The organism is Shinella agrisoli, from assembly GCF_046557955.1.
Lineage (GTDB): Bacteria > Pseudomonadota > Alphaproteobacteria > Rhizobiales > Rhizobiaceae > Shinella.
Genome location: NZ_JBJIEP010000017.1, coordinates 1 through 23909, shown reverse-complemented (window position 1 = coordinate 23909; position 23909 = coordinate 1). Strand labels below are relative to the sequence as shown.

The window sequence follows — 23909 nt, the reverse complement described above, 5'->3', positions numbered from 1 at the left end:
CATGATCTCCATATTCGCTTAACGGGTTTGCGGAAAAGGTCGGCCCGGCTCGGGAACGAGCGCCGGACATGCATGGGCGACGTCATCGCGCGTGAGGTCCGCCATCGCCTTGTGGATCGAGGCCTGCGCTATCCGCCCGGCATGCATCACCAGCACCACGGTCTCCTTCGGCGGGCAGCCGGGAAGATGGCAGACGAGCTCGTTGACCGAGACGACCGCATCCTCGGGCAAGGCGAGCAGCTCGCGGGTCCATTGCTTGACAGTGCGCGCCTTGTTGACGACGCCGGCCGCGCGCCGCGCCAGGGGATTGACGAAGGCGCGGCTCATGCCGACCTCCGCTTCGGCAAGGAGGACGGCGCGAGCACCTCGAAAAGGTCGCGGATCGGCCTGGCGGGCATATCCTGCCCGATCAGCACGACGCGGGTCCGGCGGTCGCCATCCGGCCAGCGGTCCAGGCGCTGGAGGGGATAGAGCCGGTGCTGGACGGCGTGCGCGACAACCGGCCTTTCCGTGTCGTCCGTCACGGCGAATATCCCTTTCAGCCGCAGCAGGCCGGAGCCGGTATTGCTCGTGACCAGTTCCAGGAAGGTCATGACGGAGCGCGGGTCGAACGGCACGTCATGGTCGAGGCTGATCGCCGCGACCGCATTGCCATGGCGGTTCGGATCGTGCGCGTGCTCCGGATGACTGGCGAAGGCTTCCATGGCGAGCCAGCCGGGCACATCCTCCGCCTTGCCCCGGACGGAATAGGCATGGTCGCCGAACAGGCTGCGGAGATCGAAATCCGGCGCCTGCCGGTCGTGGACGGCCGCGGCCGGGTTCAGTCCATTGAGGTCGCTTGCCCGGGACACCTGCCCTTGCGCGATGTCCGTCTTGGTCAAGACGATGTGGTCGGCGAAAGCGAGTTGCTTCCATCCTTCCATATGGCTGTCGAGGGTCGCCCGGCCGGCGACGGCGTCGAAAGCGGTTATCACGCCGGAAAGGTAGAACTGCCGCGCCACGATGTGGTCGCGCAGGCCCGTTGCCGGCGCGCCGCCCGGAATGAGGCTGTTGACGATGGGCGCCGGATCGGCCAGCCCGGTGGTCTCGATGATCACGCGTGAAACGGGCGGCACGTCGCCGATCAGGCGCGCCTCGTGCAGCTCGTAAAGCGAGACGCGGATGTCGCTCGTCGCCGTGCAGCAGATGCAGCCGGTCGTCGTGCGGAAATACGTCTCGCGCCCGGCGCGCACAAGGTCATGGTCGATCGGGACCGTGCCGAACTCGTTGACGATGACGGCGGTGCCGGCAAAGCGGGGATCGGCGAGGATTTCGTTCAGCAGGGTCGTCTTGCCCGCGCCGAGAAAACCCGTCAGCAGCGTCACGGGCACCGGATCGTAGATGCGCCTCATGCCGGTCTCCGGGCTGGGGCGGCGACGTGCGCGCGATAGCCAAGGCTCATGTTGTCGAAGGCAGGGCAAATGTCGGTCATCGCGGCCTCGGGAACTCACCCCGCCTGCATAGGTAATGTTATTACATCCGTCAAACAAAAAGATACGTAATAACGTATCAATCCCTGTCGCCGCATGCCGGCATGGGGAAGATCCGGACCCGTTACTCGGGTTTGCGCCTGGTGGTGGAGGCCCGCTCGATCAGCGTGCACCCGACTTTGTGAACGCGATGCCGCCCGGGCCTCGGCTTCTTCGCGAGCTGTTCGATCGCCCAGGCGCCCATCGGGCGATGCGGAAGCTCGAGCGTGGTCAGCTGGGGCCTCAAATGGCGTGCCAGTTCGTCATCGTCGTATCCGACGACCGAAAGGTCGGCCGGAATGCTCAGCCCCGCTTCGCCGATCGCGTTGAAGCATCCCATGGCCATCTTGTCGTTCTGGCAGAAGATGGCCGTGGGCGGCTCCGCCAGCGCCAGAAGCTTTCGCGTCGCCTCGAAGCCGGACGTCGGTGTCCAGTTGCCTTCGACCACCAGGCGGCCGTCGTAGGGAATGCCGGCCTGCGCCAAAGCCTCCCTGTAACCGGCAAGCCGGTCCTGGGCCGCTTCCATGAAGCTCTCGCCGACGATCGTGCCGATGCGCCTGTGGCCCTTTTTTATGAGCGAGGCGGTCGCCAGGCACCCGCCGGTCACCTCGTCCGGCACCACCGATGGGAAGCGGTCGTCGCCCGTGTAGCAGTTGAGCAGCACCAGGGGGACGGGAAGGTCTTGCAGTGCCGGATCGAGGGAAACGCGGCGGGTGAAGACGGACATGTAGACGATGCCTTGCGCGCCCGCCTGGAGAAGCCGCGCCACCGCCTTGCGCTCGTGCTCCGCCCGCCCCTGCGTTTGCGCCACGAGAATGGTCACGTCGTTTTCCCATGACGCGTGCCGGGCGCCCTCGATGGCATTGACCGCCTCCGGCGTCGTCGCCAGCTGGTCCACGACGAAGCCGATGCAGCTGCCGCGCAGGTCCTCCAGGCCGGCACGACGGATCGGGCTTGCAAGCCCGTAGCCGAGGGATCGGGCGGCATCCAGCACCCGGCTGCGCAACTCCGGCGAGATCTTGATGTCGGTGACGTTGTTCAGCACGACCGAAACCGTCGCCTGCGAGCAGCCGGCCGCTTTTGCGACATCCATCATCGTCACGCGTTTCGTGCCGGTGCGACTTTTCATGCGCCTCCCCCATTCAGGTAGCGCCCATCCTTACACCAGCTAATAAAGTTCGACCATTGACTAATAATTATTAGTCGCGGTAAGCTCGCCGCAGTCTGGGAGGAAACAGCCAATGAAGACAAACCCCTCGTTCAAATATGACATCGCAGCCCAGGCCGCTCAGCTCGCCGAAGACGGAATCATCGGGCTGAAAGGCGCCTTCAGCCCCGAATGGGCCGACGACATGCGCGAAGACATGATGACGGCCTTCTGGTCCGCCATTCAGCGTCCGGGCGGCGCCGTCGGCCGCGGCCCGCGCCGCTGGTATGTCGAGATCCACCCGCAGGCGTTCCGCGGCTTTGTCGACCTCGTCACCCATCCCTGGGTCGTGGACGTCTGCACCAACGTGCTGGGGCCGGATTACCAGATCGTCGAAATCGGGTTCGACGTGCCGTTCCAGGGGGCGAAATACCAGCCCTGGCACCGCGACTTCCCCTCTCCGGTCGACACCTACCGCGACCGGAAGATCACCTCGCTCGCCTTCAACCTCACCGGCGTCGACGTCACCGAGGACATGGGGCCCTTCGAGGTGGCGCCGGGAACGCAATATGACGACGGCCGCGAATGGAAGCACGAAATGTTCCCCGACAAGTCGCTGTGGGGGCGCTTCCAGGAGCGGGCGACGCGCAAGTATCCGCAGCGCGGCGACATCTCCTGCCGGTCGGCGCTGACGGTCCATCGCGGCACGGAACATCGCTCGCCCATCGCGCGGCCCGTCATGGTGCTCGGCGTCGATGCGCCGGGAGCCGGGCACGCCGAGCTGCACGACATGATGGTCACCCGCGACTGGTACGACGCCCTGCCCGAGATCGCCAAAAAGCATCTCGTCTGCCGGGTCGTCGACGAGCTGGTGCCGATCACCCAGAAGCACGACATCGAGGGCCTGGTGATGGGCGCCGACCCGGCCTGAGTCGGACGCGTCGGTTCAAAGGATCGGCGACGGCATAGCCGATCATCGCCGAAACGCCGCGTGTCCAAACGGATGCGCGGCAGCATGACACGCGTGGCACGCCGATTTCATAAGTGATTGGAAAAACTGGAGCGGGTAGCGGGAATCGAACCCGCGTATTCAGCTTGGAAGGCTGCTGCTCTACCATTGAGCTATACCCGCGGGGTCATGATCCAAAGCAACGGAATGGTGGAGGGAGTTGGATTTGAACCAACGTAGGCTGAGCCAACGGATTTACAGTCCGTCCCCTTTAACCACTCGGGCATCCCTCCATATTCCGTCGGGATCAAGCGACCGGTGTCGATCAGCGGGCAGTGCCTTGCGGCGGCGCCTTCGATCTGGCGGGGTATATGAAGGGCGCAATTCATCCTGTCAACACGACGTTACGGAAAAAATTGCGAAAAACATCCTCGTCCCCACGCGCCGGCCGGAAGGCGCCGTTTGCGCCGCGTCCGCGCTCGGCCTATAAGGCCGCATGAGCAAAGACGACACTGGCGGCAAGTCCGCAAAAGACACCCATTACGCCAAACTGCGCCGGGCGCACCGCGACCAGCGGCGCGAGCGCGGCGAGATCCCGACGCCGAGGGACGACCGCCGCCGCAGGCAGGCGGAAGGCTGGAAACCGCCGGCGCCCGACCAGGTCTATCTCTACGGCCTGCATACGGTGCGCGCCGCGCTCGACAATCCGGAGCGGCAGATCATCAAGCTCTCGGTCAGCCAGAACGCCGCCCAGCGGCTGGAACTGCCGGACCTTTCCACCCTGCCCTACCCGGTCGAGACCGTGCTTCCCTCGGACCTCGACAAGGTGCTCGGGCCGGAAGCGATCCACCAGGGCGTGATGCTGGAAACGCGCGCGCTGCCGGTGCGGCGCCTGGAGGCGCTGAAGGACAGCCCCCTCCTCCTCGTCCTCGACCAGGTGACGGATCCGCACAATGTCGGCGCCATCATGCGCTCGGCCGTCGCGTTCAACGCCGGCGCGGTCATCACCACGCAGCGCCACTCGCCGACCGAATCGGGCGTGCTCGCCAAGACCGCTTCCGGCGCGCTGGAGCTCATTCCCTATATCCAGATCACCAACCTGGCGGATGCGCTGGAGGAGCTGCACAAGCTCGGCTTCCTGACGATCGGCCTCGATTCGGAAGGACCCGCGCCGCTGGAAGGCACGCTGTCCGGCCAGCGCATCGCGCTCGTCATGGGCTCTGAGGGCAAGGGACTGCGGCAGAAGACGCGTGCCACCTGCAAGGTGCTCGCCCGTCTCGACATGCCCGGCGCGATCAAGTCGCTCAACGTGTCGAACGCGGCCGCCATAGCGCTCTACGCCACGCACCGGCACCTGTTCGGCTGAACCGCGGCAAGAAACGCGAAAGCCCGCCGGTTTCCGCCGGCGGGCTTTCGTGGAAAGACGGCTTCCGGCCCCTAGCCGACCAGCCGCAGTCCGGCCCCGCCGGAAATGGAGCGTTCGGCCTCGGAAATCGCCTCGATCTTCGAGTCCGGGCCGAGGTTCAGGCCTTCGGCGCGCACCACTTCCACATCCGTGATGCCGAAGAAGCCGAGCACGGCCTTCAGGTAGCTTTCCTGGTGGTCCATCGCGGCCGCCGGGCCGGCGCTGTAATGGCCGCCGCGGGTGGAGACGACGATGACCTTCTTGCCCTTGGCAAGGCCTTCCGGGCCTTCGGCGGTGTAGCGGAAGGTCTTGCCGGCGACGGCGACGCGATCGATCCAGGCCTTGAGCTGGCTCGGCAGGGAGAAATTGTACATGGGCACGCCGAGGACGACGACGTCCGCGGCGAGGAACTCCTCGAGCACGGCGTGGTTCTCGGCGACGTCGGCCGCGATCCCGGCATCGATCTCTTTCGGATTCGCATTGGCGGCCATCAGGTGGGCGCCGGAGAGGTGCGGCAGCGGGTCGGCGACGAGGTCGCGATAGGTGATGGTTGCGCCCGGCTGCTCGGCCTTTATCTGGGCGACGACGGCAGCGGTGAGGCGGCGGGATACGGAATGGTCTCCGAGAATGCCGGAGTCGATATGGAGGACGTTCATCGGTCAGCACCTTTGCTTGAAATGGGGTGCGACACATATGCTCGGAAAACAATCATGTGATTAGACTGCAAAAATCCAATTGACCGTTTCAAATAAGAAACAATAAATCAGGCGATCACCGGAGACGACGCCATGCAGGACCTCAACGACCTCGCGCTCTACGCCGCCGTGGTGCGGCACAAGGGCTTTACCGCGGCGGCGAACGCGCTCTCGGTGCCGAAATCGAAGATCAGCAAGCGCATCGCCGCGCTGGAGGAACAGCTCGGCGTGCGGCTCATCGAGCGCTCGACCCGCAAGCTCTCCGTCACCGACATCGGCCAGTCCTTCTACGAGCGCTGCGAGGCGGTGCTTTCCGGCGTCGCGGCGGCGGAAGCCGTGGTCGCCGTCGCCAAGGCGGAGCCGGCGGGCACCGTGCGCATGTCGATGCCGCCCGGCTTCGCGCCGATGGTGGCCGACATCCTGCCGGGCTTCATGAAGCGCTATCCGCAGGTGCGCCTCTCGATCCTCACCACCGGCCGGCCGGTCGATCTCATCGAGGAGCGGATCGACGTCGCGCTGCGCGTGCGCGACAGCTACGACACCGACCAGTCGCTGATCGTGCGCCGCTTCGGCGGCACGCGGCGCTATCTTGCGGCAAGCCCGCGCTTCCTGGAACGCTATGGCCCGATCGACCTCGACGGTATCGGCCGCGTGCCCACGCTGTCCATGCAGGAGAACGCGTCCCGCGTTATCTGGACGCTCTTCCACGCCGACGGGGACGTGCATGACGTCTCCCACTCGCCGGTGCTCGCCTGCTCGGATTTCAACGTGCTGGAGCGGGCGACGATCGAAGGCGTGGGCCTCGGACTGCTGCCGGACATGGTCGTCGAGCGGGGTTTCCGCAACGGCCTGCTGACGCCGGTGCTGCCGGACTGGTCGAGCGCGGAATCGGCCGTGCACGCCGTCTTCACCTCGCGCCACGGCATGCTGCCGGCCGTGCGCGCCCTCATAGACTACCTTGCCGAGAACCTGCCGCGCTCGATGCAGCGCTGCCAGGAAATCGTCCCCAGAGCCGCCTCCGACAGCAACTGGTCGATCTGAAACGGCCCTTTTTACTTTACAGCGGCGGAGAATATGCTAACTCCCTCGCTGAGTGCCCTTATAGCTCAGTTGGTAGAGCACCTGATTTGTAATCAGGGGGTCGCGAGTTCGAGTCTTGCTGGGGGCACCACATCACACCCGTTCGCCGTTCTGCGAACGACTTCTCCCCGTCCCTACGTTTCTCATGACGGTCAGGCCGGTTCCCCCCGGACCGTACCTTTGTTTCCGCGCTCGGCCGGCAGCGGATGCCGCTCTTGACGTTCTGATCGAAATAGAACATAAAGGGAACAAACAGAGGATGAGACGATGCGGAACGACGCTTTGGAACGTGGAAATGCCATCCTTGAAGCCTGCAGGTCCCTGCGCGAGCGGCAGATGCAGAACCGCCTGGAGCTGCAGCGCAAGGCGGCAGCGGTCGCCAAGCCGCTCTATGTGCTCAAGAGCAAGAAGCAGTTGGAGCTGAGGCTGCAATGATCTCGCCATGGCGACGCAGAGGGCAGACGGGCCGCGAGGAAGCGGTCGAGATCCTTGCGCTTCACAATGGCGACGCGCTCGAGGCGCTGCGCACGATGATCGCCGAGCGCGATGCGGTCGAGGAACAGCTTGCGATCGCAACGCTGGTCATGGCGCGAACGCATGCCGGCCCAAAGCGCGGCCTCGAATCGTAAGAGACAACCGGATGCCCCCGTTGCGCCCCAAGGCGCAAGCCGCCTGCGCGGCGACGCATTGCCGTGCGGGGCCGACTGTCCTATAGGCCTGTCCAGCTCAAACCGGTGCCTTGCGGCACCATCAGCTCCCCCGCCGTTCGGAAAAGCCGGACAGCCGATCCGGCAGCGGCGCGAAGCGATCTTGCGGAGGAACGGACGTGACGGCAGACAATCAACCGGTTTCGAAGGTCACGGTGGAGAAGGACAAGAAGGGCCGGTACTTCTTCGTGCTGACCTATCGCGGCGTCACCTATCCGGTAAACGGCCCCTTCTCAAGCGCACTCCAGGCCGCCGCCGCCGGACAGGCCGTGCTCAGGCGCCTCGAGGCGCAGACGAACGGCCGGACCTCCTGAACGCGGGCGGCGGACCTCGCCCGCCTCGCCGTCCCTGTCATATTTTTCAGATGCGCGTGCCGTAAAGGCGTGCGACAAAGACCGGCCGGAACGGCAAGGCTTGCAGCGAGGATGCGGACCAGGGCATGACGCATAACTTCAAATCCCTCTCCTTCGTCGCCTCGCAGGCGCCCGAGGCGCAGGACGCGCGGAACGAGCTGATCGCCATCTACGGCAACACGGATCCGGAAGAGGCCGACGTGATCGTGGCGCTCGGCGGCGACGGGTTCATGCTGCAGACGCTGCACACGACGATGAATTCCGGCAAGCGGGTCTACGGCATGAACCGCGGCTCCATCGGCTTCCTGATGAACCGCTACGACACGAAGGACCTGCCGGCGCGCATCGAGGGCGCGGTGGAAAACGCCTTCCGGCCGCTCGAAATGGTGACGAGCGATGCGAGCGGCCAGGAACGCCGGGCACTCGCCATCAACGAGGTCTACCTGTTCCGCCAATCCTACCAGGCCGCCAAGCTGCGCGTCAGCGTCGACGGGCGCGTGCGGCTGGAGGAGCTGATCTGCGACGGCCTGCTGCTGGCCACGCCCGCCGGCTCCACGGCCTACAACCTTTCCGCCCATGGCCCCATCCTGCCGCTGGAGGCGCCGCTCCTGGCTTTGACGCCCGTCAGCGCCTTCCGGCCCCGGCGCTGGCGCGGCGCGCTGCTGCCCAACAAGGTCACCGTGGAGATCGAGGTGCTGGAGGCGGAAAAGCGCCCGGTGAATGCCGTGGCCGACAACACGGAGGTCAAGTCCGTCACCGCGGTGCGCATCGCCGAATCGGCGGGCCTTTCGGCGCGAATCCTCTCCGATCCGGATCATTCCTGGTCCGACCGGATTCTTGCCGAACAGTTCGATTATTGATGTCGCGACAGCACCGGGACAGGAGTCCGCCATGAAACGGCATATGCTTGCAAGCGCCCTCGCCCTCCTCCTCCTCGCCGGCCCGCCAGTCCTGGCGGACGATGCCTCGCCCGTTCCCGAAACGGTGACCTTCGTGGTGAGCACCGGCTTCTGGGAAGAACCGGTCGAAGAGGACGCGGAGGAAAACGCAAAGCCGGAAACGGCCGATGCGGACAAGCCGGCCGCCATGCGCCGCGGCTACTACAAGCTGATCGCCGTGCGGCAGCCGGACGGCACGGCAGAGGTCCACCTCCAGCAGATCGAGGCGACCCCGGACGGCCCGAAGGTCGCCTCCTCCACCGTGCTGGACGAGTTTTCCGCAATGAAGCCCTATGTGACGGACATCCGCCCGGAGAATTCCTCCGGCGTCACCACCCAACCGGGCCTCTTCGCCACGGTCTACCTCAAGACCGATCCGAAGGTCACCGAACCCGAAAGCTGGACGGTGCTGATCGACGACCTCGGCGAGATCAAGGTCGAACGGGCGACGAACTGAACCGCCGTTCCCATGCCCGGCAAACCTCTCCTCCGTCATGATCGGGTCAAGCCCGAGGGTGACGGAGGAGAGGTTTGTCATCAAACGTGGCGGGCGCCGAAGCGCCCGTCTTTGTTGCGGTTCCGCGGACCTCAGTTGAGGTCGTCCACGACCGCGTCGGCGCCGCCGTTGACGCGGTGGGCGAGCGCGGCTTCCATGAACTCGTCGAGCTCGCCGTCGAGGACATCCGAAGGGGCCGTGCTCTCGACGCCGGTCCTGAGGTCCTTGACCAGCTGGTAGGGCTGGAGGACGTAGGAACGGATCTGGTGGCCCCAGCCGATATCCGTCTTGGAGGCGGCCTCGGCGTTCGCGGCTTCCTCGCGCTTCTTCAGTTCCACCTCGTAGAGTCGGGCGCGCAGCATGTCCCAGGCCTTGGCACGGTTCTTGTGCTGCGAGCGCTCCTGCTGGCAGGCGACCACGATTCCGGTCGGGATGTGCGTGATGCGCACGGCCGAGTCGGTCGTGTTGACGTGCTGGCCGCCGGCGCCGGACGAACGGTAGGTGTCGATGCGGCAGTCGCTCTCGTTCACCTCGACGTTGATGGTCTCGTCGACGACCGGATAGACCCAGACCGAGGAGAAGGAGGTGTGGCGCCTGGCATTGCTGTCGTAGGGCGAGATGCGGACGAGCCGGTGCACGCCCGATTCGGTCTTCAGCCAGCCATAGGCATTGTGGCCCTTGACGAGGAGCGTGGCGGACTTGATGCCCGCCTCTTCACCGTCGTGGACCTCCAGGAGCTCCACCTTGTAGCCCGAGCGCTCCGCCCAGCGGGTGTACATGCGCAGGAGCATGTTCGCCCAGTCCTGGCTTTCCGTGCCGCCGGCGCCGGAATGCACTTCGAGGTAGGTGTCGTTGGCATCCGCCTCGCCGGAGAGCATGGCTTCCACCTGCTTGCGCGCGGCTTCCACCTTCAACGCCTTCAGCGCCTCTTCGGCCTCCTTGACGATCGAATCGTCGCCCTCTTCCTCGCCGAGCTCGATGAGCTCGATATTGTCCCTGAGCTGCTGCTCGATGGCTTTCACGGCGTTGATGCCCTCGTCCAACTGCTGGCGCTCGCGCATCAGCTTCTGGGCTTCCTGGGCATCGTTCCAGAGGGTCGGGTCCTCCGCCTTGTTGTTCAACCAGTCCAGTCGTCTTACCGCCTGATCCCAGTCAAAGATGCCTCCTCAGCAGGCTTATGGCCTGCTTGATTTCGTCGACGATGTTCTCGATTTCCGCGCGCATGTCCGTTTCTTCGATGCCTCAGGTTTCGGTGGCCCCGAAATAGAGAGGGCGGGCGCGGATGTAAAGCCCCGCGCCCGCCCTCCAAAAAGGATCCGGTGGATCAGAACAGGCCGCCGCTTCCGCCCGTCACCGCCTGGTTGGCCTGCGGCGAGCTCTTCAGGATCTCCTCCGGCGTCGCGTATTCCTCGCCGCCGATGACCGAGAAGACGTCGGCCGGGCCGGTGCCGGGCTTGAAGGCTTCCATGATCGTGTCCGGCTCGCCCTCATAGGCCTGCATGCCGGTCTTGCGGTTGACGGCGATGAACTGCATGCCTTCCGGCACGATGAACTTCGTCGGGCGCGTGCCTTCCAGCGCCGCCTGCATGAACTCGTTGAAGATCGGCGCGGCGAGCGAGCCGCCGGTCGCGCCGCGCCCGAGCGGCGCGGGATTGTCGAAGCCGATATAGAGGCCGGCGACGAGATCGGGCGTATAGCCGACGAACCAGGCGTCCTTCTCGTCGTTCGTCGTGCCGGTCTTGCCGGCCGTCGGACGGTCGAGCTTGATCTTGCCGGCGGCCGTGCCGCGGGTGACGACGCCTTCCATCATCGAGGTGATCTGGTAGGCGGTCATCGGGTCGAGCACCTGCTCGCGGTTGTCGGTGAGCGTCGGCTCTTCCTGGTTTTCCCAGTCGTTGGCGTTGCAGTTCTCGCAGGTCCGCTCCTCGTGGCGGAAGATCGTCTTGCCGTAGCGGTCCTGGATGCGGTCGATCAGCGAAGGCTTGATCTGCTTGCCGCCGTTGGCGAGCACCGCATAGGCCGAGACCATGCGCAGCACGGTCGTCTCGCCGGAGCCGAGCGACATGGAGAGCACCGGATACATCTTGTCGTAGATGCCGAAGCGCTCGGCATATTCGGCGACGAGGTTCATGCCCATGTCGTTGGCGAGGCGCACCGTCATCAGGTTGCGCGAGCGCTCGATGCCGAGGCGCAGCGTCGAGGGGCCGGCGGCGCCGCCGCCGTAGTTCTGCGGGCGCCAGACCTGGCCGCCGGCGACGATCTCGATGGGCGCGTCCATGATCACCGAAGCCGGCGTATAGCCGTTGTCGAGCGCGGCGGCGTAGACGAAGGGCTTGAAGGAGGAGCCCGGCTGGCGCATCGCCTGCGTCGCGCGGTTGAACTCAGACTGGCCGTAGGAGAAGCCGCCGACCATGGCGAGCACGCGGCCGGTATGCGGGTCCATGGCGACGAGACCGCCCTGCACCTTCGGCGGCTGGCGCAGGCGATAGCTGCCGCCCTCCATCGGCTCGACATAGACGACGTCGCCGACATTGAACACGCCGGCCGGCGACTTGGCCGTCTTGCGGTCCCCCTTGGCCGAACGGTAGGCCCAGCTCATGTCCTTGGCCTCGATGCGGCCGGTGACGCGTCCCTCGGCGACCTTGCCCGAGGCCTCCTTGCTCGGCTGGAGGCCGATGTCGGCGCCGCCGTCGTCGACGGCGAGCACGACGGCGAGCTTCCATTCCGGCACGTCGGAGAGCGCGCTGACCTTGGCAAGCTCCACGCCCCAGTCGCCGCCGATCTCGATCGTCTTGATCGGGCCGTGGAAGCCGCGGCGCTCGTCATAGCTCAGGAGGCCGCGCTGCAGGGCCTTGCGGGCGGCGACCTGGATGCGCGGGTCAAGCGAGGTGCGGACCGAAAGGCCGCCCTCGTAGAGCGCGTTGTCGCCGTAGCGCTCGATGATCTGCCGGCGCACCTCCTCGGAGAAATATTCCGAGGCGAAGAGGTAGGAGCCGCGGTGGCGCGGCGTGACGCCGAGCGGCTGGGCCTTGGCCTCCGCGCCGTCGCTCTGGGTGACGTAGCCGTTCTCGACCATGCGGTCGATGACCCAGTTGCGGCGCTCGATGGCGGCCTCCGTGCGGCGGAACGGATGGTAGTTCGACGGGCCCTTCGGCAGGGCGGCGAGATAGGCGGTCTCGGCGATCGTCAGCTCGGTGACGGACTTGTCGAAATAGGTGAGCGCCGCGCCCGCGATGCCGTAGGAGTTCAGGCCGAAGAAAATCTCGTTGAGGTAGAGCTCGAGGATACGGTCCTTGGAATAGGCCTGCTCGATGCGGAAGGAGAGGATCGCCTCCTTCACCTTGCGGTCGATCGTCTGGTCGGAGGAGAGCAGGAAGTTCTTGGCGACCTGCTGGGTGATCGTCGAGGCGCCGACCGGGCGGCGGCCCGAGCCCATGTTCTGGATGTTGGTGACGATCGCGCGGAAGAGGCCCGTCACGTCGACGCCGGGATGCTGGTAGAAGTTCTTGTCTTCCGCCGAGAGGAAGGCGGCCTTCACACGGTCGGGGATCGCCTGGATCGGCAGGTAGAGGCGGCGTTCGCGGGCATATTCGGCCATCAGCGCGCCGTTGCCGGCATGCATGCGCGTCGTCACCGGCGGCGCATAGCTGTTCAAGACCTCATAATCGGGAAGATCCTTGGTGACACTTCCGAGATAGACGGCGACAACCGCCGCCACGCCGAGGAAGAACACGGCGCCAATCCCGAAGAAATATCCAATCAGTCTGATCATGAGCCAGTTACCGATGCCTTATGTCTTTATAATTTCATCGGGCAGACCTGCCGCCCGGCCTTGCCGCCCCGGCCCGGAACTGCCGTTGCGCCTTCTCTTTCGAAGACGAGTCGTCCCCATTTTTCCCGATCCCGTCTAGCGATCGGAATGTGAGGAAAATAGGGCTTACAGCATGCGTTACCGCTTCGCCACCGCACAATGGCGGCCGCTGTCACTTTTCCGGCACAGGCAGACTAGCACGTTCCCCGCCCGCGCGCTTGCCTATCGCGAGACAAACTTAACCGCCGTTCGCGACGACGGTCGTGCGGTACTCGTCCACCGCCTTGGCGACAAGGCCGGCGACCTTCTTCTGCCAGGCCGGGTCGATCAGCAGCTGCTCGTCCTCCTTGTTCGACATGAAGCCGAGCTCGAGCAGGATCGAGGGCACGTCCGGCGCGGTCAGCACGCGGAAGCCGGCATGGCGGTGCGGATTGTTGATCAGCATCACCTCGTTCTTGAAGGTGTTGACGACGCTCTGGGCAAGGTTGATGGAAAAAGCCTGGGTCTCGCGGCGCGTCAGGTCGAGCAGGATGTCCGCGACCTCGGCCGGCTCGTCGACGAAGGAGATGCCGGCGATCTGGTCGGAGAGGTTTTCCCGTTCGGCAAGGCTCGCCGCCAGGCTGTCGGAGGCCTTGTCGGAAATCGTGTAGACCGTCGCGCCGCGGATGTCCTTCTGCTTCAGCGTATCGGCATGGATGGAGATGAGGAGGTTCGCGCCTTCGCTGCGGGCAAGCTGCACGCGCTGCGAGAGCGAGAGGAACTCGTCCTTCTCGCGGGTGAGGAAGGCGCGCGTGCCGGGCAGCGTGTTGAGCGTTTCAGCCAGGTGGCGGGCAAAGGCGAGCGTGACGTGCTTTTCTTCCGTCTTGGTGACGGCGCCGCGCGCGCCGTTGTCGATGCCGCCGTGGCCGGCGTCGACGGCGACGACGAACGTGCCGTCCGTCCTGCCGCCCGGCAGCATGATCGGCGTTTCGCCGGCCGCCGCCGGCAAGGAGGCCTCCTGCCAGCTCTGCTTTTCCATCTGGCCCTGGAAGACCTGGTCGGTGACGATCGCCGCGTCGATGACGAGGCGGTAGCTCGTGCCCCCCTGCTCCTCCTGGACCTCGGCAAGCACGACGCCGACGGGGCGCGGCGCGGTCAGAACGATGCGCGAGCGGCCGGCGGCCATGGTGCCGTAGCGGATGTCGGAGAAGATGCCGCGCGCCTCCAGTTCCTCCGCCTTGATGCCGAAATCGGTTTCCGGCAGGTCGATGAGGACGCGGTAGGGATTGGCGACGTAGTGGACGCTGAACTCCGGCCTGCGGTCGAAATCGATGATGAGGCGCGTGCGGGCATCGTCACCGGCCATGCGCGCGCCGAAGGCGAGCAGCGGCGCGGCGGAAGCCGGCGTCACGGCCGACAGGCAGAGCACGGCGACGATCGCGCCGGCCGCAAGGCGGAGAAATCTTTCGGTCAGAAGGCGTAGCATCACCACTGGCAGTCCGTTCAAACGCGTGGAAACCGCGCGATGCGGTGCAGGACAAAGCCCATAGATGCCCCCATATGGTTAACCAAAGCTTGCCGTGAGGCCGCGCCGCCGCAGCGGCGCACAGATCACCGCAAATCCATCAAGATTATGACGCTTTTGGCTTTTCCCTTGCCATTGTGACATATCCGCCATAAAAGCAAAATCAGGGAAAAAGATTAGACGGGATAGAATCGCTTAGAGCAGGCAGCCACCCCCTCTTAGGGATTTGGCGCCGAACCGGGCCTTCATCCGCCGTCGCACCGCTTTTTCCCGGACGATTAGATCGCGTAAGCCGGCGGTGGCCGGAACAGTCAAGGTGGTTTTCCACCGCTCGCCCTTAACCAAGGGCATTTCATCGGACCGATCAGGTCTATGGCACAGGCATTCTCGTTGGACGTTGATGTTGTCGCAGCGGATTTTATCAGAGGGTAACAGGCTCCGGGACGCTCGCGGTCCGGCCTTCCTCCGTCCGCTTAACCTTCACCGGAGCCCGACGGGAACTTACTTATCCGGCGCATCCCCCTCCTCCTCCGGCCCGTCCCTTTCGGGGATCGGCTCGCCGCCAGGAGCGCGGCTGCGCCGAGGAGCTCAAACTACATGGCAGAGAAAATGCTTATCGACGCGTCTCACGCTGAGGAGACGCGGGTTGTCGTCGTACGCGGGAACCGCATAGAAGAATTCGATTTCGAATCCCAATACAAAAAGCAGATCCGCGGCAACATCTACCTTGCCAAGGTCACGCGCGTCGAACCGTCGCTCCAGGCGGCCTTCGTCGACTACGGCGGAAACCGCCACGGCTTCCTGGCCTTCGCCGAAATCCACCCGGATTACTACCAGATCCCCCTCGCCGACCGTCAGGCGCTGCTGAAGGCCGAGGCCGAAGAGCACCGCCGCGACGACGACATCGAGCCGGTCGAGACCGGAACGGACCTTTCCGACGACGGCGAATCGGCAGGCGACGCTACCGAGGAGGCGCCGGTCGAGGCCGTTGCCGAGGCCGAGGTTGTCGAAGCCTCCGCGGACCTTGCGCAAGAGGCCCCGGCCGAAAAGCCGAAGAAGCCGCGCCGCACCCGCAAGGCCAAGGCGAAGACCGAGGAAGCCCCGGAAACCGAAGAGGCCGCTTCTTCGGAGAGCAGCGACGACGAGACGCCCGGCGGCGCGATGGCCATGGCCGTCGATGCCGACGAGATCTCCGAGCCCGCCGAGCGCAAGCGCGGACGCCGCCGGCGTGACGACGACGAGGATGACGACGACCACAACGGCGATGAGAAGGAAGTCATCGAATCCGTCGGCGCCGAGGACGCGATGGAAGAGGTCCCGGACCGCGTCGTGCGCAAGCCGCGCAAGCAGTACCGCATCCAGGAAGTCATCAAGCGCCGCCAGATCCTGCTCGTGCAGGTCGCCAAGGAGGAGCGCGGCAACAAGGGCGCGGCTCTCACCACCTATCTGTCGCTCGCCGGCCGTTATTCCGTCCTGATGCCGAACACGGCGCGCGGCGGCGGCATTTCGCGCAAGATCACCAACCTGCAGGACCGCAAGCGCCTCAAGGAAATCGCCCGCAGCCTGGACGTTCCGCAGGGCATGGGCGTCATCCTGCGCACCGCCGGCGCGAACCGCACCAAGGTCGAGGTCAAGCGCGACTTCGAATACCTGATGCGCCTGTGGGAGAACGTGCGCACGCTCACCCTCGCCTCCACGGCGCCCTGCCTCGTCTACGAGGAAGGCTCGCTCATCAAGCGCTCGATCCGCGACCTCTACAACAAGGACATCAGCGAGATCATCGTCGCCGGCGAGGAAGGCTACAGGGAGGCGAAGGCCTTCATGAAGATGCTGATGCCGAGCCACGCGAAGGTCGTCCAGCCCTACCGCGACGTGCATCCGATCTTCTCGCGCTCGGGCATCGAAGCCCAGCTCGACCGCATGCTGCAGCCGCAGGTGACGCTGAAGTCCGGCGGCTACATCATCATCAACCAGACTGAGGCGCTCGTCTCGATCGACGTCAACTCCGGCCGCTCGACGCGCGAGCACTCCATCGAGGAGACCGCGCTCCAGACGAACCTCGAAGCGGCCGAGGAAGTGGCGCGCCAGCTTCGCCTGCGCGACCTTGCCGGCCTCGTCGTCATCGACTTCATCGACATGGAGGAGAAGCGCAACAACCGCGCCGTCGAGAAGCGCCTCAAGGATCACCTCAAGAACGACCGCGCACGCATCCAGGTCGGCCGCATCTCGCATTTCGGCCTATTGGAGATGTCGCGCCAGCGCATCCGCGCCTCCGTCCTCGAATCGACTATGCAGACCTGCCCGCACTGCAACGGAACGGGGCACATCCGCTCGCAGTCGTCCGTTGCGCTGCATGTCCTGCGCGGCGTCGAGGAATACCTCCTCAAGAACACGACGCACAACATCACGGTCCGCACGACGCCGGACATCGCGCTCTACCTGCTCAACCACAAGCGCGGCACGATCATCGACTATGAGGCCCGCTTCGGCGTCGCCATCATCATCGAGGCGGACGCCCATGTCGGCGCGCAGCATTTCGCCATCGACCGCGGCGAACCCGTCGAGAACCCGGTCAGGATCGATCAGATCCTGCATTTCGAGCCCGAGCCGGAAGACGACGACGTCGTGATCGAGGAAGAGATCGACGAGGAAGAGGAAGAGGCCCGTCCCGCCGCCGCGCAGGGCTCGCCGTCCTCCTCCGACGAGAACGGCCGCAAGCGCAAGCGCCGCCGCCGCCGTCGCGGCCGTGGCCGCGAGAACGGCGAAGGCACGGACACCGCCTCCTTCGGCGGCGAGCAGGCCGGCGACGAGGATGTGCTCGACGACGACGAGGCCGAGGGCGAGGAAGGCACGGATGCAACCTCGCAGGCACAGGCCGGCGAGACGTCCGAGCAGCGCCGCAAGCGCCGCCGTCGCGGCAAGCGCGGCGGCCGCCGCAACCGCCCTGAGGACGGCACGGTCGAAGCCGGCGCCGAGAACGGCGAGGCCGATGATGCGGAAGACGGCGACGCGGTCGCGGCCGTCGAGGCGGAGGTTGCCGAAGTGGCTGTCGCTGCCGAAGAGGCACCGGCGGAAGCCGTCGCGGAAGAGGCGGCTCCCCCCGCCAAGCCGAAGCGCGCCCGCCGCAGCCGTGCCAAGGCCGAGGCCGTCGAGGAGCCCGTGACCGACGAGGTCGTCCGCAGCGAAATCGAAGCGCAGCCCGCTCCGGCTGCCGCCGAGGAAGAGGCAACGCCCGTCGAACCGGACGCCGAGCAGGCATCCGCCGATCTCGAAGAGCCGGCCAAGCCCGCCCGCGCCAACCGCGACATCAGCAAGATCGCGTCCGAGCCGGTGGTCAAGTCGTCGGGCGCCAAGGAAAGCGCGCCGGACGACGAACAGGACAAGCCCAAGAAGGGCGGCTGGTGGCAGCGCCGCGGCTTCTTCTAAGAGCCGGCCAGCAACCGCAGTTCAAAGGCCCGGTCTCGACCGGGCCTTCTACTGCCGACAAGGTCCGCCCAGCTTCTCCTTCGTCATGGTCGGGCCTGACCCGGCCATCCATAAGCCTTTGAAAAGAATGGATCCTCGGGTCAAGCCCGCGGATGACGGCGTGCTTGGGCAAGGTTCGCCGATACGCTGGGGCCCGGTCTTAACCGGGCTTTTCTTTGGCCTGCCGCCACTCCAGCCTTTTCCTCGCGCACCGGAATCGGGTGGCTCCGCCCTTCCCCGGAACGGCGATGCTCGCCGATGGCGGCGTTTCCATAAACCGCGTCTGAGAAAGCGATTCAGCTCCCTCAAGATCCGATTCCGTTTCCGGCCGCAACATCCTGAAACGGAAACGCTTTCCGCTGTCAGGCGAGCCATGCGGCGAGGCGGTCGACCGCCTCGCTTATCTCCTCGAAGGAGCCGGCATAGGAAAAGCGCATGGTATGATGGCCGTCCTTCGGGTCGAAGTCGATGCCGGGGGTCGCGGCGACATCGGTCTCGGCCAGCATGCGGCGGGCGAAGGCCATGCTGTCGTTGGTGAAACGGCTGACATCCGCATAGGCATAGAAGGCGCCGTCCATGGGCGAGGCGATGGAGAAGCCGAGTTCCGGCAGCCGCCTGACGAGGAAGTCGCGGTTCACGCGGTAGGCGTCGCGATAGACGTTCAGCTCCGCCTCCGCGCCGAGCGCGGCTTCGGCGGCGATCTGCGACAGTTCCGGCGCGGAGATGTAGAGGCTCTGGGCGATTCGCTCGACCGGGCGCACCAGCGCCTCCGGCAGCACCATCCAGCCGATCCGCCAGCCGGTCATGCAATAATATTTCGAGAAGGAATTGACGATCACCGCCTCCTCGCCGAATTCCAGCGCCGTCGCCTCCTGCCCGACGAAGGTGAGGCCGTGATAGATCTCATCCGAGATGAAGGCGATGCCGTTCTCCCGGCAATAGGCGGAAAGCGCCGCGAGATCGGCCCGCCCCGTCACCGTGCCGGTCGGGTTGGCGGGGCTGGCGAGAAGCACGCCGTCGATGCGGCCCGCCGCCTCAAGGGCCTGCGGCGTCAGCGTGAAGCCGTTCGCGGCGTTCACCTCTATCTCCACCGTCTCGATGCCGAGCGCGGCGAGAATGTTGCGATAGGCGGGGTAGCCGGGACGCGCGATGGCGACGCGGTCGCCGGCGTCGAACAGCGCGAGGAAGGCGAGGTTGAAGCCCGCCGAGGAGCCCGTGGTGATGGCGATGCGGCCGGGATCGACCGAAACGCCGTGACGGCTTCTGTAAAATTCCGAAATGGCGCGGCGGAGCGAGAGAAGGCCGAGCGCATCGGTATAGCCGATGCGGCCGATCTCCAGCGCCCGGCGGGCCGCCGCGCGCGCCGCGTCCGGCGCGGGGTGCACGGGCTGGCCGACGGCCATGGAGATGACGGGACGGCCTGCGGCCCGGCGCCTGGTCGCCTCGGCGAGCACGTCCATGGCGTGAAAGGGTTCGACGGCGCCGCGGCGGGAGAGTTTCATGGGCTTGCCTTCCGGTTTCCAAAACGTGTCGCGCGATAGCCTCGACGGGTCGGCGACAACGGCATGCGGGAGATAGAACACCCGAAGCGCGCGGAGCGAATCCGACCGATCGCGACAGGCTTCCCGCCGACGCCTTCCTGACGCAAGGTGTGTGCATTCACAATCCCGCGAGGGCCGAAAATCCGCCGCTTTTGCCCTATCGTTTGCGTGACGCCGACCATAAGGTCGTTGAAAGCGCCCGCCCGCGCCGCGTCCGGCATTGACGCGCGGGCGCCGCCAATGGCACTTCAGCGGCGCATCACGACGAGGACAGGACAGACATGACATTCAAGACGAAGCTTGCGGCCACCGTCGCTCTCACCATTGCGGCCGCAGCCCCCCTTCCCGCTCTCGCCCTCGACGATGCGCAGAAGAAGGAGATCGGCGAGTTCATCAAGGAATACCTCGTCGAGAACCCGGAAATCCTCATAGAGGTGCAGGAAGCCCTGCAGAAGAAGCAGGAAGAACAGCAGCAGGCCAAGGCCAAGAGCGCCATCACCGACAACGAGAAGGCGATCTTCGCCTCGCCCTACGACATCGCGCTCGGAAACCCGCAGGGCGACGTCACCATCGTCGAGTTCTTCGACTACAACTGCGGCTACTGCAAGCGCGCCCTCTCCGACATGGACGACATCCTGAAGGAGGACAAGAAGGTGCGCTTCGTGCTGAAGGAGCTGCCGATCCTCGGCCCCGATTCGCTCGCCGCCCACAAGGTGAGCGCCGCGGTGCGCGACCTTGCCCCGGAAAAGTACGGCGAGTTCCACAGGGCGCTGCTCGGCAGCGAAGGCCGTGCGACGGAAGAAAGCGCCATCGCGCTCGCCGCCGGCATGGGACTTTCCGAGGCCGACATCCGCAAGACCATGGCCGAAAAGCCGCATGACGACGCCGTTCGCCAGGCCTATTCGCTGGCCAACGATCTCGGCATCACCGGCACGCCCTCCTACGTGCTCGGCCAGGAAATGGTGTTCGGAGCCGTCGGCGCCGAGGACCTGCGCGAAAAGATCGCCAATGTGCGCGCCTGCGGCAAGGCGACCTGCTGACGGCCGTCATCTTCTTGCCATGCCGGTCATGTTCAGCCTGCGCTGCTTGTGGACATCGCCCCTTTCGACCGGAAAAGCCCTTGCCCTTGGGGCTTTCCCTGCGGAAACCGCCGGTCTATAGGTAGTCCTCTATCCAGCATGCGGAATTGCGAATGGCTCCAACCCTTTTCGTGCTCAACGGCCCCAACCTGAACGCGCTCGGCAAGCGCGAGCCGGGTATCTACGGCGGCCAGACGCTCGCCGACATCGAGGCGCTGTGCAAGGCGGAGGGCGAGAAGCTCGGCTTTGCCGTCGAGTTCCGCCAGTCCAACCACGAAGGCGACCTCATCGACTGGATCCACGAGGCCGGCGAGGCCGCCGCCGGCGTCGCCATCAATGCCGGCGCCTATACCCACACCTCGATCGCCCTCGCCGACGCCATCCGCGCCGTCAAGGTGCCGGTGGTCGAACTGCACCTTTCCAACGTGCATGCACGCGAGGAATTCCGCCACAAGTCGATGATCGCGCCCGCCGTGAAGGGTGTCATCTGCGGTTTTGGCGCGCACAGCTACGTCCTTGCGCTTCATGCGCTCTCGTCCATCACGAAATAAGAAGAACCAGAGGCTCATTTCCATGGCTGACAAGAAACACGGCATCGATCAGGCTCTGATCCGCGATCTCGCCAACATCCTCACCGAGACGGACCTGACGGAGATCGAAGTGGAGCAGGACGACCTGCGGATCCGCGTCTCGCGTGCCGGCACCCCGCACTATGTCCAGGCTCCGGTCGCTCCCCCGGTTGCCGCCGTCAGCGCGACGCCCGCAACCACGGCCTCCGCCGCCGTCGCCCCGGCCGCCGACGCGCGCAGCAACAAGAATGCCGTGACGGCGCCGATGGTGGGCACCGCCTACCTCGCCCCGGCGCCGGGCGCCCGCCCCTTCATCGAGGTCGGCGCGGCGGTCAAGGAAGGCCAGACCATCCTCATCATCGAAGCCATGAAGACGATGAACCAGATCCCCGCGCCGCGCTCCGGCAAGGTCACGGAAATCCTCGTGCAGGACGCAAGCCCCGTCGAATACGGCGAACCGCTGATCGTCATCGAATAAGGCGGACCCAATGATCTCCAAAGTCCTCATCGCCAACCGCGGCGAAATCGCCCTCCGGGTCCTTCGGGCCTGCAAGGAGCTGGGCATCGCCACGGTTGCCGTGCATTCGACGGCGGATGCCGACGCCATGCATGTGCGCCTTGCCGACGAGAGCGTGTGCATCGGCCCGCCGCCCTCGCGCGAGAGCTACCTCAACATCCACCAGATCGTCGCCGCCTGCGAGATCACCGGCGCCGACGCCGTGCATCCGGGCTACGGCTTCCTGTCGGAGAACGCCAAGTTCGCGGAAATCCTCGATGCGCACGGCATAACCTTCATCGGCCCGACCGCGGAGCACATCCGCATCATGGGCGACAAGATCACCGCCAAGAAGACGGCGGAAGCGCTCGGCATCCCGGTCGTTCCGGGCTCCGACGGCGAGGTGAAGCCGGAGAACGCGCTGGACGTCGCCCGAAAGATCGGCTTTCCCGTGCTCATCAAGGCCACCGCCGGCGGCGGCGGGCGCGGCATGAAGGTCGCAAGGAGCGAGGCCGACCTCGAGGAGGCGGTCTCGACGGCCCGGTCCGAGGCGCTCGCCGCCTTCGGCAACGACGCCGTCTACATGGAAAAATACCTCGGCAAGCCGCGCCACATCGAGATCCAGGTCGTCGGCGACGGCATGGGCAATGCCGTGCATCTCGGCGAGCGCGACTGCTCGCTGCAGCGCCGCCACCAGAAGGTCTGGGAAGAGGCGAACTCCCCGGCGCTCAATGTCGAGCAGCGCATGAAGATCGGCCAGATCTGCGCCGATGCCATGAAGAAGCTGAAGTACCGCGGCGCCGGCACGGTCGAATTCCTCTACGAGAACGGCGAGTTCTACTTCATCGAGATGAATACCCGCCTGCAGGTGGAGCACCCGATCACCGAGGCCATCACCGGCATCGACCTCGTGCACGAGCAGATCCGCGTCGCCTCCGGCGCCGGCCTCTCGGTGCGCCAGGAAGACATCGTCTTTTCCGGCCACGCCATCGAGTGCCGCATCAATGCGGAAGACCCGCGCACCTTCGTTCCCTCGCCGGGCACGATCACGCACTTCCACGCGCCCGGCGGCCTCGGCGTGCGGGTCGATTCGGGCGCCTATCAGGGCTATCGCATCCCGCCCTACTACGACAGCCTGATCGGCAAGCTCATCGTGCACGGCCGCACCCGCGTCGAATGCATGATGCGCCTGCGCCGCGTGCTGGACGAATTCGTCATCGACGGCATCAAGACGACGCTGCCGCTCTTCCAGGACCTGATCGGCAACCAGGACATCGCCAACGGCGACTACGACATCCACTGGCTGGAAAATTACCTGGCCAGCAAGACCGACGCCTGAGGGGCGGCGGTCCGATGGCGGGGCGTCGCAGCCGACATCCGGAGATCACCCCGGACCTCCTCCTGCGCGCCTATTCCATCGGCCTCTTCCCGATGGCCGATTCGGCGGACGACCCGGAGCTGTTCTGGGTCGAGCCGGAAATGCGGGGCGTCATCCCGCTCGACAGGTTCCACGTCTCGCGCAGCCTCGCCAAGACGATCCGCAAGAAACCCTTCGACATCCGGTTCGACACGGCCTTCGACAAGGTGATCGCCTCCTGCGCGGAAATGGCGCCCGACCGCCCCTCGACCTGGATCAACGCGAAGATCAAGTCGCTCTATTCGACGCTGCACAGGATGGGCCATGCACATTCCGTCGAGGCGTGGGAGGGCGACAGGCTCGTCGGCGGCCTCTACGGCGTCTCGCTCGGCGCGGCCTTCTTCGGCGAGAGCATGTTCTCCCGGCGCACGGACGCCTCGAAGATCTGCCTCGTCCATCTGGTGGAGCGCTTGAAGACCCGCGGCTTCCGCCTGCTCGACACGCAGTTCACCACGGAGCACCTGAAGACGTTCGGGGCGATCGACGTGCCGAAGATCGAGTACGAGGACATGCTGGCCAACGCGCTGGCCTCGCCGCATCTGCCGTTCTGACAGCCGTGCCGTGGGGGCGGATCCTCGGGTCAAGCCCGAGGATGACGCAAGAAGAGAGAATCGCGATAAAGGCAACGGCACCTGTGCCGCACCATTTGACGGAAGGAGAACCTCTCCTCCTCTCCGTCATCCTCGGGCTTGTGTGGAAGAAGTGTGGTTTACTGGATGCACCGGCCGGGATGCGCATCCCGGCCGGTG

Annotated in this window: 22 protein-coding genes and 3 tRNA genes; 15 read left to right on the top strand and 10 right to left on the bottom strand. The window is 65.6% G+C overall.

What is annotated here, in order from left to right:
* Positions 1 to 18: 18 nt before the first annotated feature.
* The 3 genes from ACIIOY_RS17925 to ACIIOY_RS17915 all read right to left on the bottom strand — a co-directional run bounded on the left by ACIIOY_RS17925 (position 19) and on the right by ACIIOY_RS17915 (position 2637).
* Positions 19 to 327 (bottom strand): hypothetical protein, encoded by a 309-nt coding sequence (locus ACIIOY_RS17925; protein ID WP_411036043.1) that lies wholly within the window; start codon positions 325 to 327, stop codon positions 19 to 21.
* Positions 324 to 1391: a CobW family GTP-binding protein gene (locus ACIIOY_RS17920; RefSeq protein ID WP_411036042.1), complete on the bottom strand. Its 1068-nt coding sequence runs from the start codon at positions 1389 to 1391 to the stop codon at positions 324 to 326. Before ACIIOY_RS17920 ends, ACIIOY_RS17925 begins: the two co-directional genes overlap by 4 nt.
* Positions 1392 to 1593: 202 nt before the next feature.
* Entirely contained in the window at positions 1594 to 2637 is a 1044-nt protein-coding gene (locus tag ACIIOY_RS17915; protein WP_411036041.1) for a LacI family DNA-binding transcriptional regulator, read from the bottom strand.
* Positions 2638 to 2749: 112 nt separating this feature from the next.
* Between ACIIOY_RS17915 and ACIIOY_RS17910 the strand changes: the two genes are divergently transcribed.
* Entirely contained in the window at positions 2750 to 3586 is an 837-nt protein-coding gene (locus ACIIOY_RS17910; protein ID WP_411036040.1) for a phytanoyl-CoA dioxygenase family protein, read from the top strand.
* A gap of 127 nt (positions 3587 to 3713) precedes the next feature.
* Here the strand turns inward: ACIIOY_RS17910 and ACIIOY_RS17905 are convergent.
* Both ACIIOY_RS17905 and ACIIOY_RS17900 read right to left on the bottom strand, forming a co-directional pair.
* Positions 3714 to 3787: transfer RNA gene (locus ACIIOY_RS17905), tRNA-Gly, on the bottom strand.
* Positions 3788 to 3812: 25 nt separating this feature from the next.
* Positions 3813 to 3897 (bottom strand) — tRNA-Tyr (locus tag ACIIOY_RS17900).
* 203 nt (positions 3898 to 4100) lie between these two features.
* On the opposite strand from ACIIOY_RS17900, the gene rlmB reads away from it, so the two are divergent.
* Positions 4101 to 4970 (top strand): 23S rRNA (guanosine(2251)-2'-O)-methyltransferase RlmB, encoded by an 870-nt coding sequence (rlmB, locus tag ACIIOY_RS17895; RefSeq protein ID WP_411036039.1) that lies wholly within the window; start codon positions 4101 to 4103, stop codon positions 4968 to 4970.
* 71 nt (positions 4971 to 5041) lie between these two features.
* On the opposite strand, the gene ACIIOY_RS17890 is transcribed toward rlmB, so the two are convergent.
* Positions 5042 to 5665 carry an FMN-dependent NADH-azoreductase gene (locus ACIIOY_RS17890; protein ID WP_411036038.1) on the bottom strand — a complete coding sequence of 208 codons (624 nt, stop codon included), beginning with the start codon at positions 5663 to 5665 and terminating at the stop codon, positions 5042 to 5044.
* A gap of 132 nt (positions 5666 to 5797) precedes the next feature.
* Here ACIIOY_RS17890 and ACIIOY_RS17885 point away from each other — a divergent pair, with 132 nt between their 5' ends.
* From ACIIOY_RS17885 to ACIIOY_RS17855, 7 genes are all read left to right on the top strand, one after another.
* Positions 5798 to 6745 carry a LysR family transcriptional regulator gene (locus ACIIOY_RS17885; RefSeq protein WP_411036037.1) on the top strand — a complete coding sequence of 316 codons (948 nt, stop codon included), beginning with the start codon at positions 5798 to 5800 and terminating at the stop codon, positions 6743 to 6745.
* A gap of 54 nt (positions 6746 to 6799) precedes the next feature.
* Positions 6800 to 6875: transfer RNA gene (locus ACIIOY_RS17880), tRNA-Thr, on the top strand.
* A 176-nt stretch (positions 6876 to 7051) separates the two neighbouring features.
* Positions 7052 to 7219, top strand: a complete 168-nt coding sequence (locus tag ACIIOY_RS17875; protein WP_411036036.1) for a hypothetical protein — start codon at positions 7052 to 7054, stop codon at positions 7217 to 7219.
* Positions 7216 to 7413 (top strand): hypothetical protein, encoded by a 198-nt coding sequence (locus tag ACIIOY_RS17870; RefSeq protein ID WP_411036035.1) that lies wholly within the window; start codon positions 7216 to 7218, stop codon positions 7411 to 7413. The genes ACIIOY_RS17875 and ACIIOY_RS17870 overlap by 4 nt, the downstream gene beginning before the upstream one ends.
* Before the next feature lie 197 nt (positions 7414 to 7610).
* The gene (locus ACIIOY_RS17865; RefSeq protein ID WP_411036034.1) at positions 7611 to 7805 is read left to right on the top strand and encodes a hypothetical protein; all 195 of its coding nucleotides are present in this window, start codon (positions 7611 to 7613) and stop codon (positions 7803 to 7805) included.
* 125 nt (positions 7806 to 7930) lie between these two features.
* Positions 7931 to 8704, top strand: a complete 774-nt coding sequence (locus ACIIOY_RS17860) for an NAD kinase (protein ID WP_411036033.1) — start codon at positions 7931 to 7933, stop codon at positions 8702 to 8704.
* Between the two features lie 31 nt (positions 8705 to 8735).
* Complete coding sequence (locus tag ACIIOY_RS17855) at positions 8736 to 9239, top strand: hypothetical protein (protein ID WP_411036032.1); 504 nt, start codon at positions 8736 to 8738, stop codon at positions 9237 to 9239.
* A 131-nt stretch (positions 9240 to 9370) separates the two neighbouring features.
* Here ACIIOY_RS17855 and prfB read toward each other — a convergent pair.
* From prfB to ACIIOY_RS17840, 3 genes are all read right to left on the bottom strand, one after another.
* A protein-coding gene (prfB, locus tag ACIIOY_RS17850) for a peptide chain release factor 2 (RefSeq protein WP_411036031.1) occupies positions 9371 to 10502 on the bottom strand; the annotation gives its coding sequence in 2 pieces (ribosomal slippage) (positions 9371 to 10432 and positions 10434 to 10502; 1131 coding nt in all).
* 100 nt (positions 10503 to 10602) lie between these two features.
* A complete protein-coding gene (locus ACIIOY_RS17845) occupies positions 10603 to 13050 on the bottom strand; it encodes a penicillin-binding protein 1A (protein WP_411036030.1) in 2448 nt (815 codons plus the stop codon).
* Positions 13051 to 13327: 277 nt separating this feature from the next.
* Positions 13328 to 14554: an N-acetylmuramoyl-L-alanine amidase gene (locus ACIIOY_RS17840; RefSeq protein ID WP_411036171.1), complete on the bottom strand. Its 1227-nt coding sequence runs from the start codon at positions 14552 to 14554 to the stop codon at positions 13328 to 13330.
* A 636-nt stretch (positions 14555 to 15190) separates the two neighbouring features.
* Here ACIIOY_RS17840 and ACIIOY_RS17835 point away from each other — a divergent pair.
* The gene (locus ACIIOY_RS17835) at positions 15191 to 18019 is read left to right on the top strand and encodes an Rne/Rng family ribonuclease (protein WP_411036029.1); all 2829 of its coding nucleotides are present in this window, start codon (positions 15191 to 15193) and stop codon (positions 18017 to 18019) included.
* Between the two features lie 401 nt (positions 18020 to 18420).
* Here the strand turns inward: ACIIOY_RS17835 and ACIIOY_RS17830 are convergent, their stop codons facing one another.
* Positions 18421 to 19560, bottom strand: coding sequence for a pyridoxal phosphate-dependent aminotransferase (locus ACIIOY_RS17830; protein ID WP_411036028.1), 1140 nt, complete (start codon positions 19558 to 19560; stop codon positions 18421 to 18423).
* A 320-nt stretch (positions 19561 to 19880) separates the two neighbouring features.
* Between ACIIOY_RS17830 and ACIIOY_RS17825 the strand changes: the two genes are divergently transcribed.
* From ACIIOY_RS17825 to aat, 5 genes are all read left to right on the top strand, one after another.
* Entirely contained in the window at positions 19881 to 20639 is a 759-nt protein-coding gene (locus ACIIOY_RS17825; protein WP_411036027.1) for a DsbA family protein, read from the top strand.
* 152 nt (positions 20640 to 20791) lie between these two features.
* On the top strand, positions 20792 to 21229 hold the full coding sequence (gene aroQ, locus ACIIOY_RS17820; RefSeq protein WP_411036026.1) for a type II 3-dehydroquinate dehydratase: 438 nt from the start codon (positions 20792 to 20794) through the stop codon (positions 21227 to 21229).
* A 22-nt stretch (positions 21230 to 21251) separates the two neighbouring features.
* Positions 21252 to 21725, top strand: a complete 474-nt coding sequence (accB, locus tag ACIIOY_RS17815) for an acetyl-CoA carboxylase biotin carboxyl carrier protein (protein WP_411036025.1) — start codon at positions 21252 to 21254, stop codon at positions 21723 to 21725.
* A 10-nt stretch (positions 21726 to 21735) separates the two neighbouring features.
* Positions 21736 to 23082, top strand: coding sequence for an acetyl-CoA carboxylase biotin carboxylase subunit (accC, locus tag ACIIOY_RS17810; RefSeq protein ID WP_411036024.1), 1347 nt, complete (start codon positions 21736 to 21738; stop codon positions 23080 to 23082).
* Positions 23083 to 23096: 14 nt separating this feature from the next.
* Positions 23097 to 23711 carry a leucyl/phenylalanyl-tRNA--protein transferase gene (gene aat / locus ACIIOY_RS17805; protein WP_411036023.1) on the top strand — a complete coding sequence of 205 codons (615 nt, stop codon included), beginning with the start codon at positions 23097 to 23099 and terminating at the stop codon, positions 23709 to 23711.
* Positions 23712 to 23909: the final 198 nt, after the last annotated feature.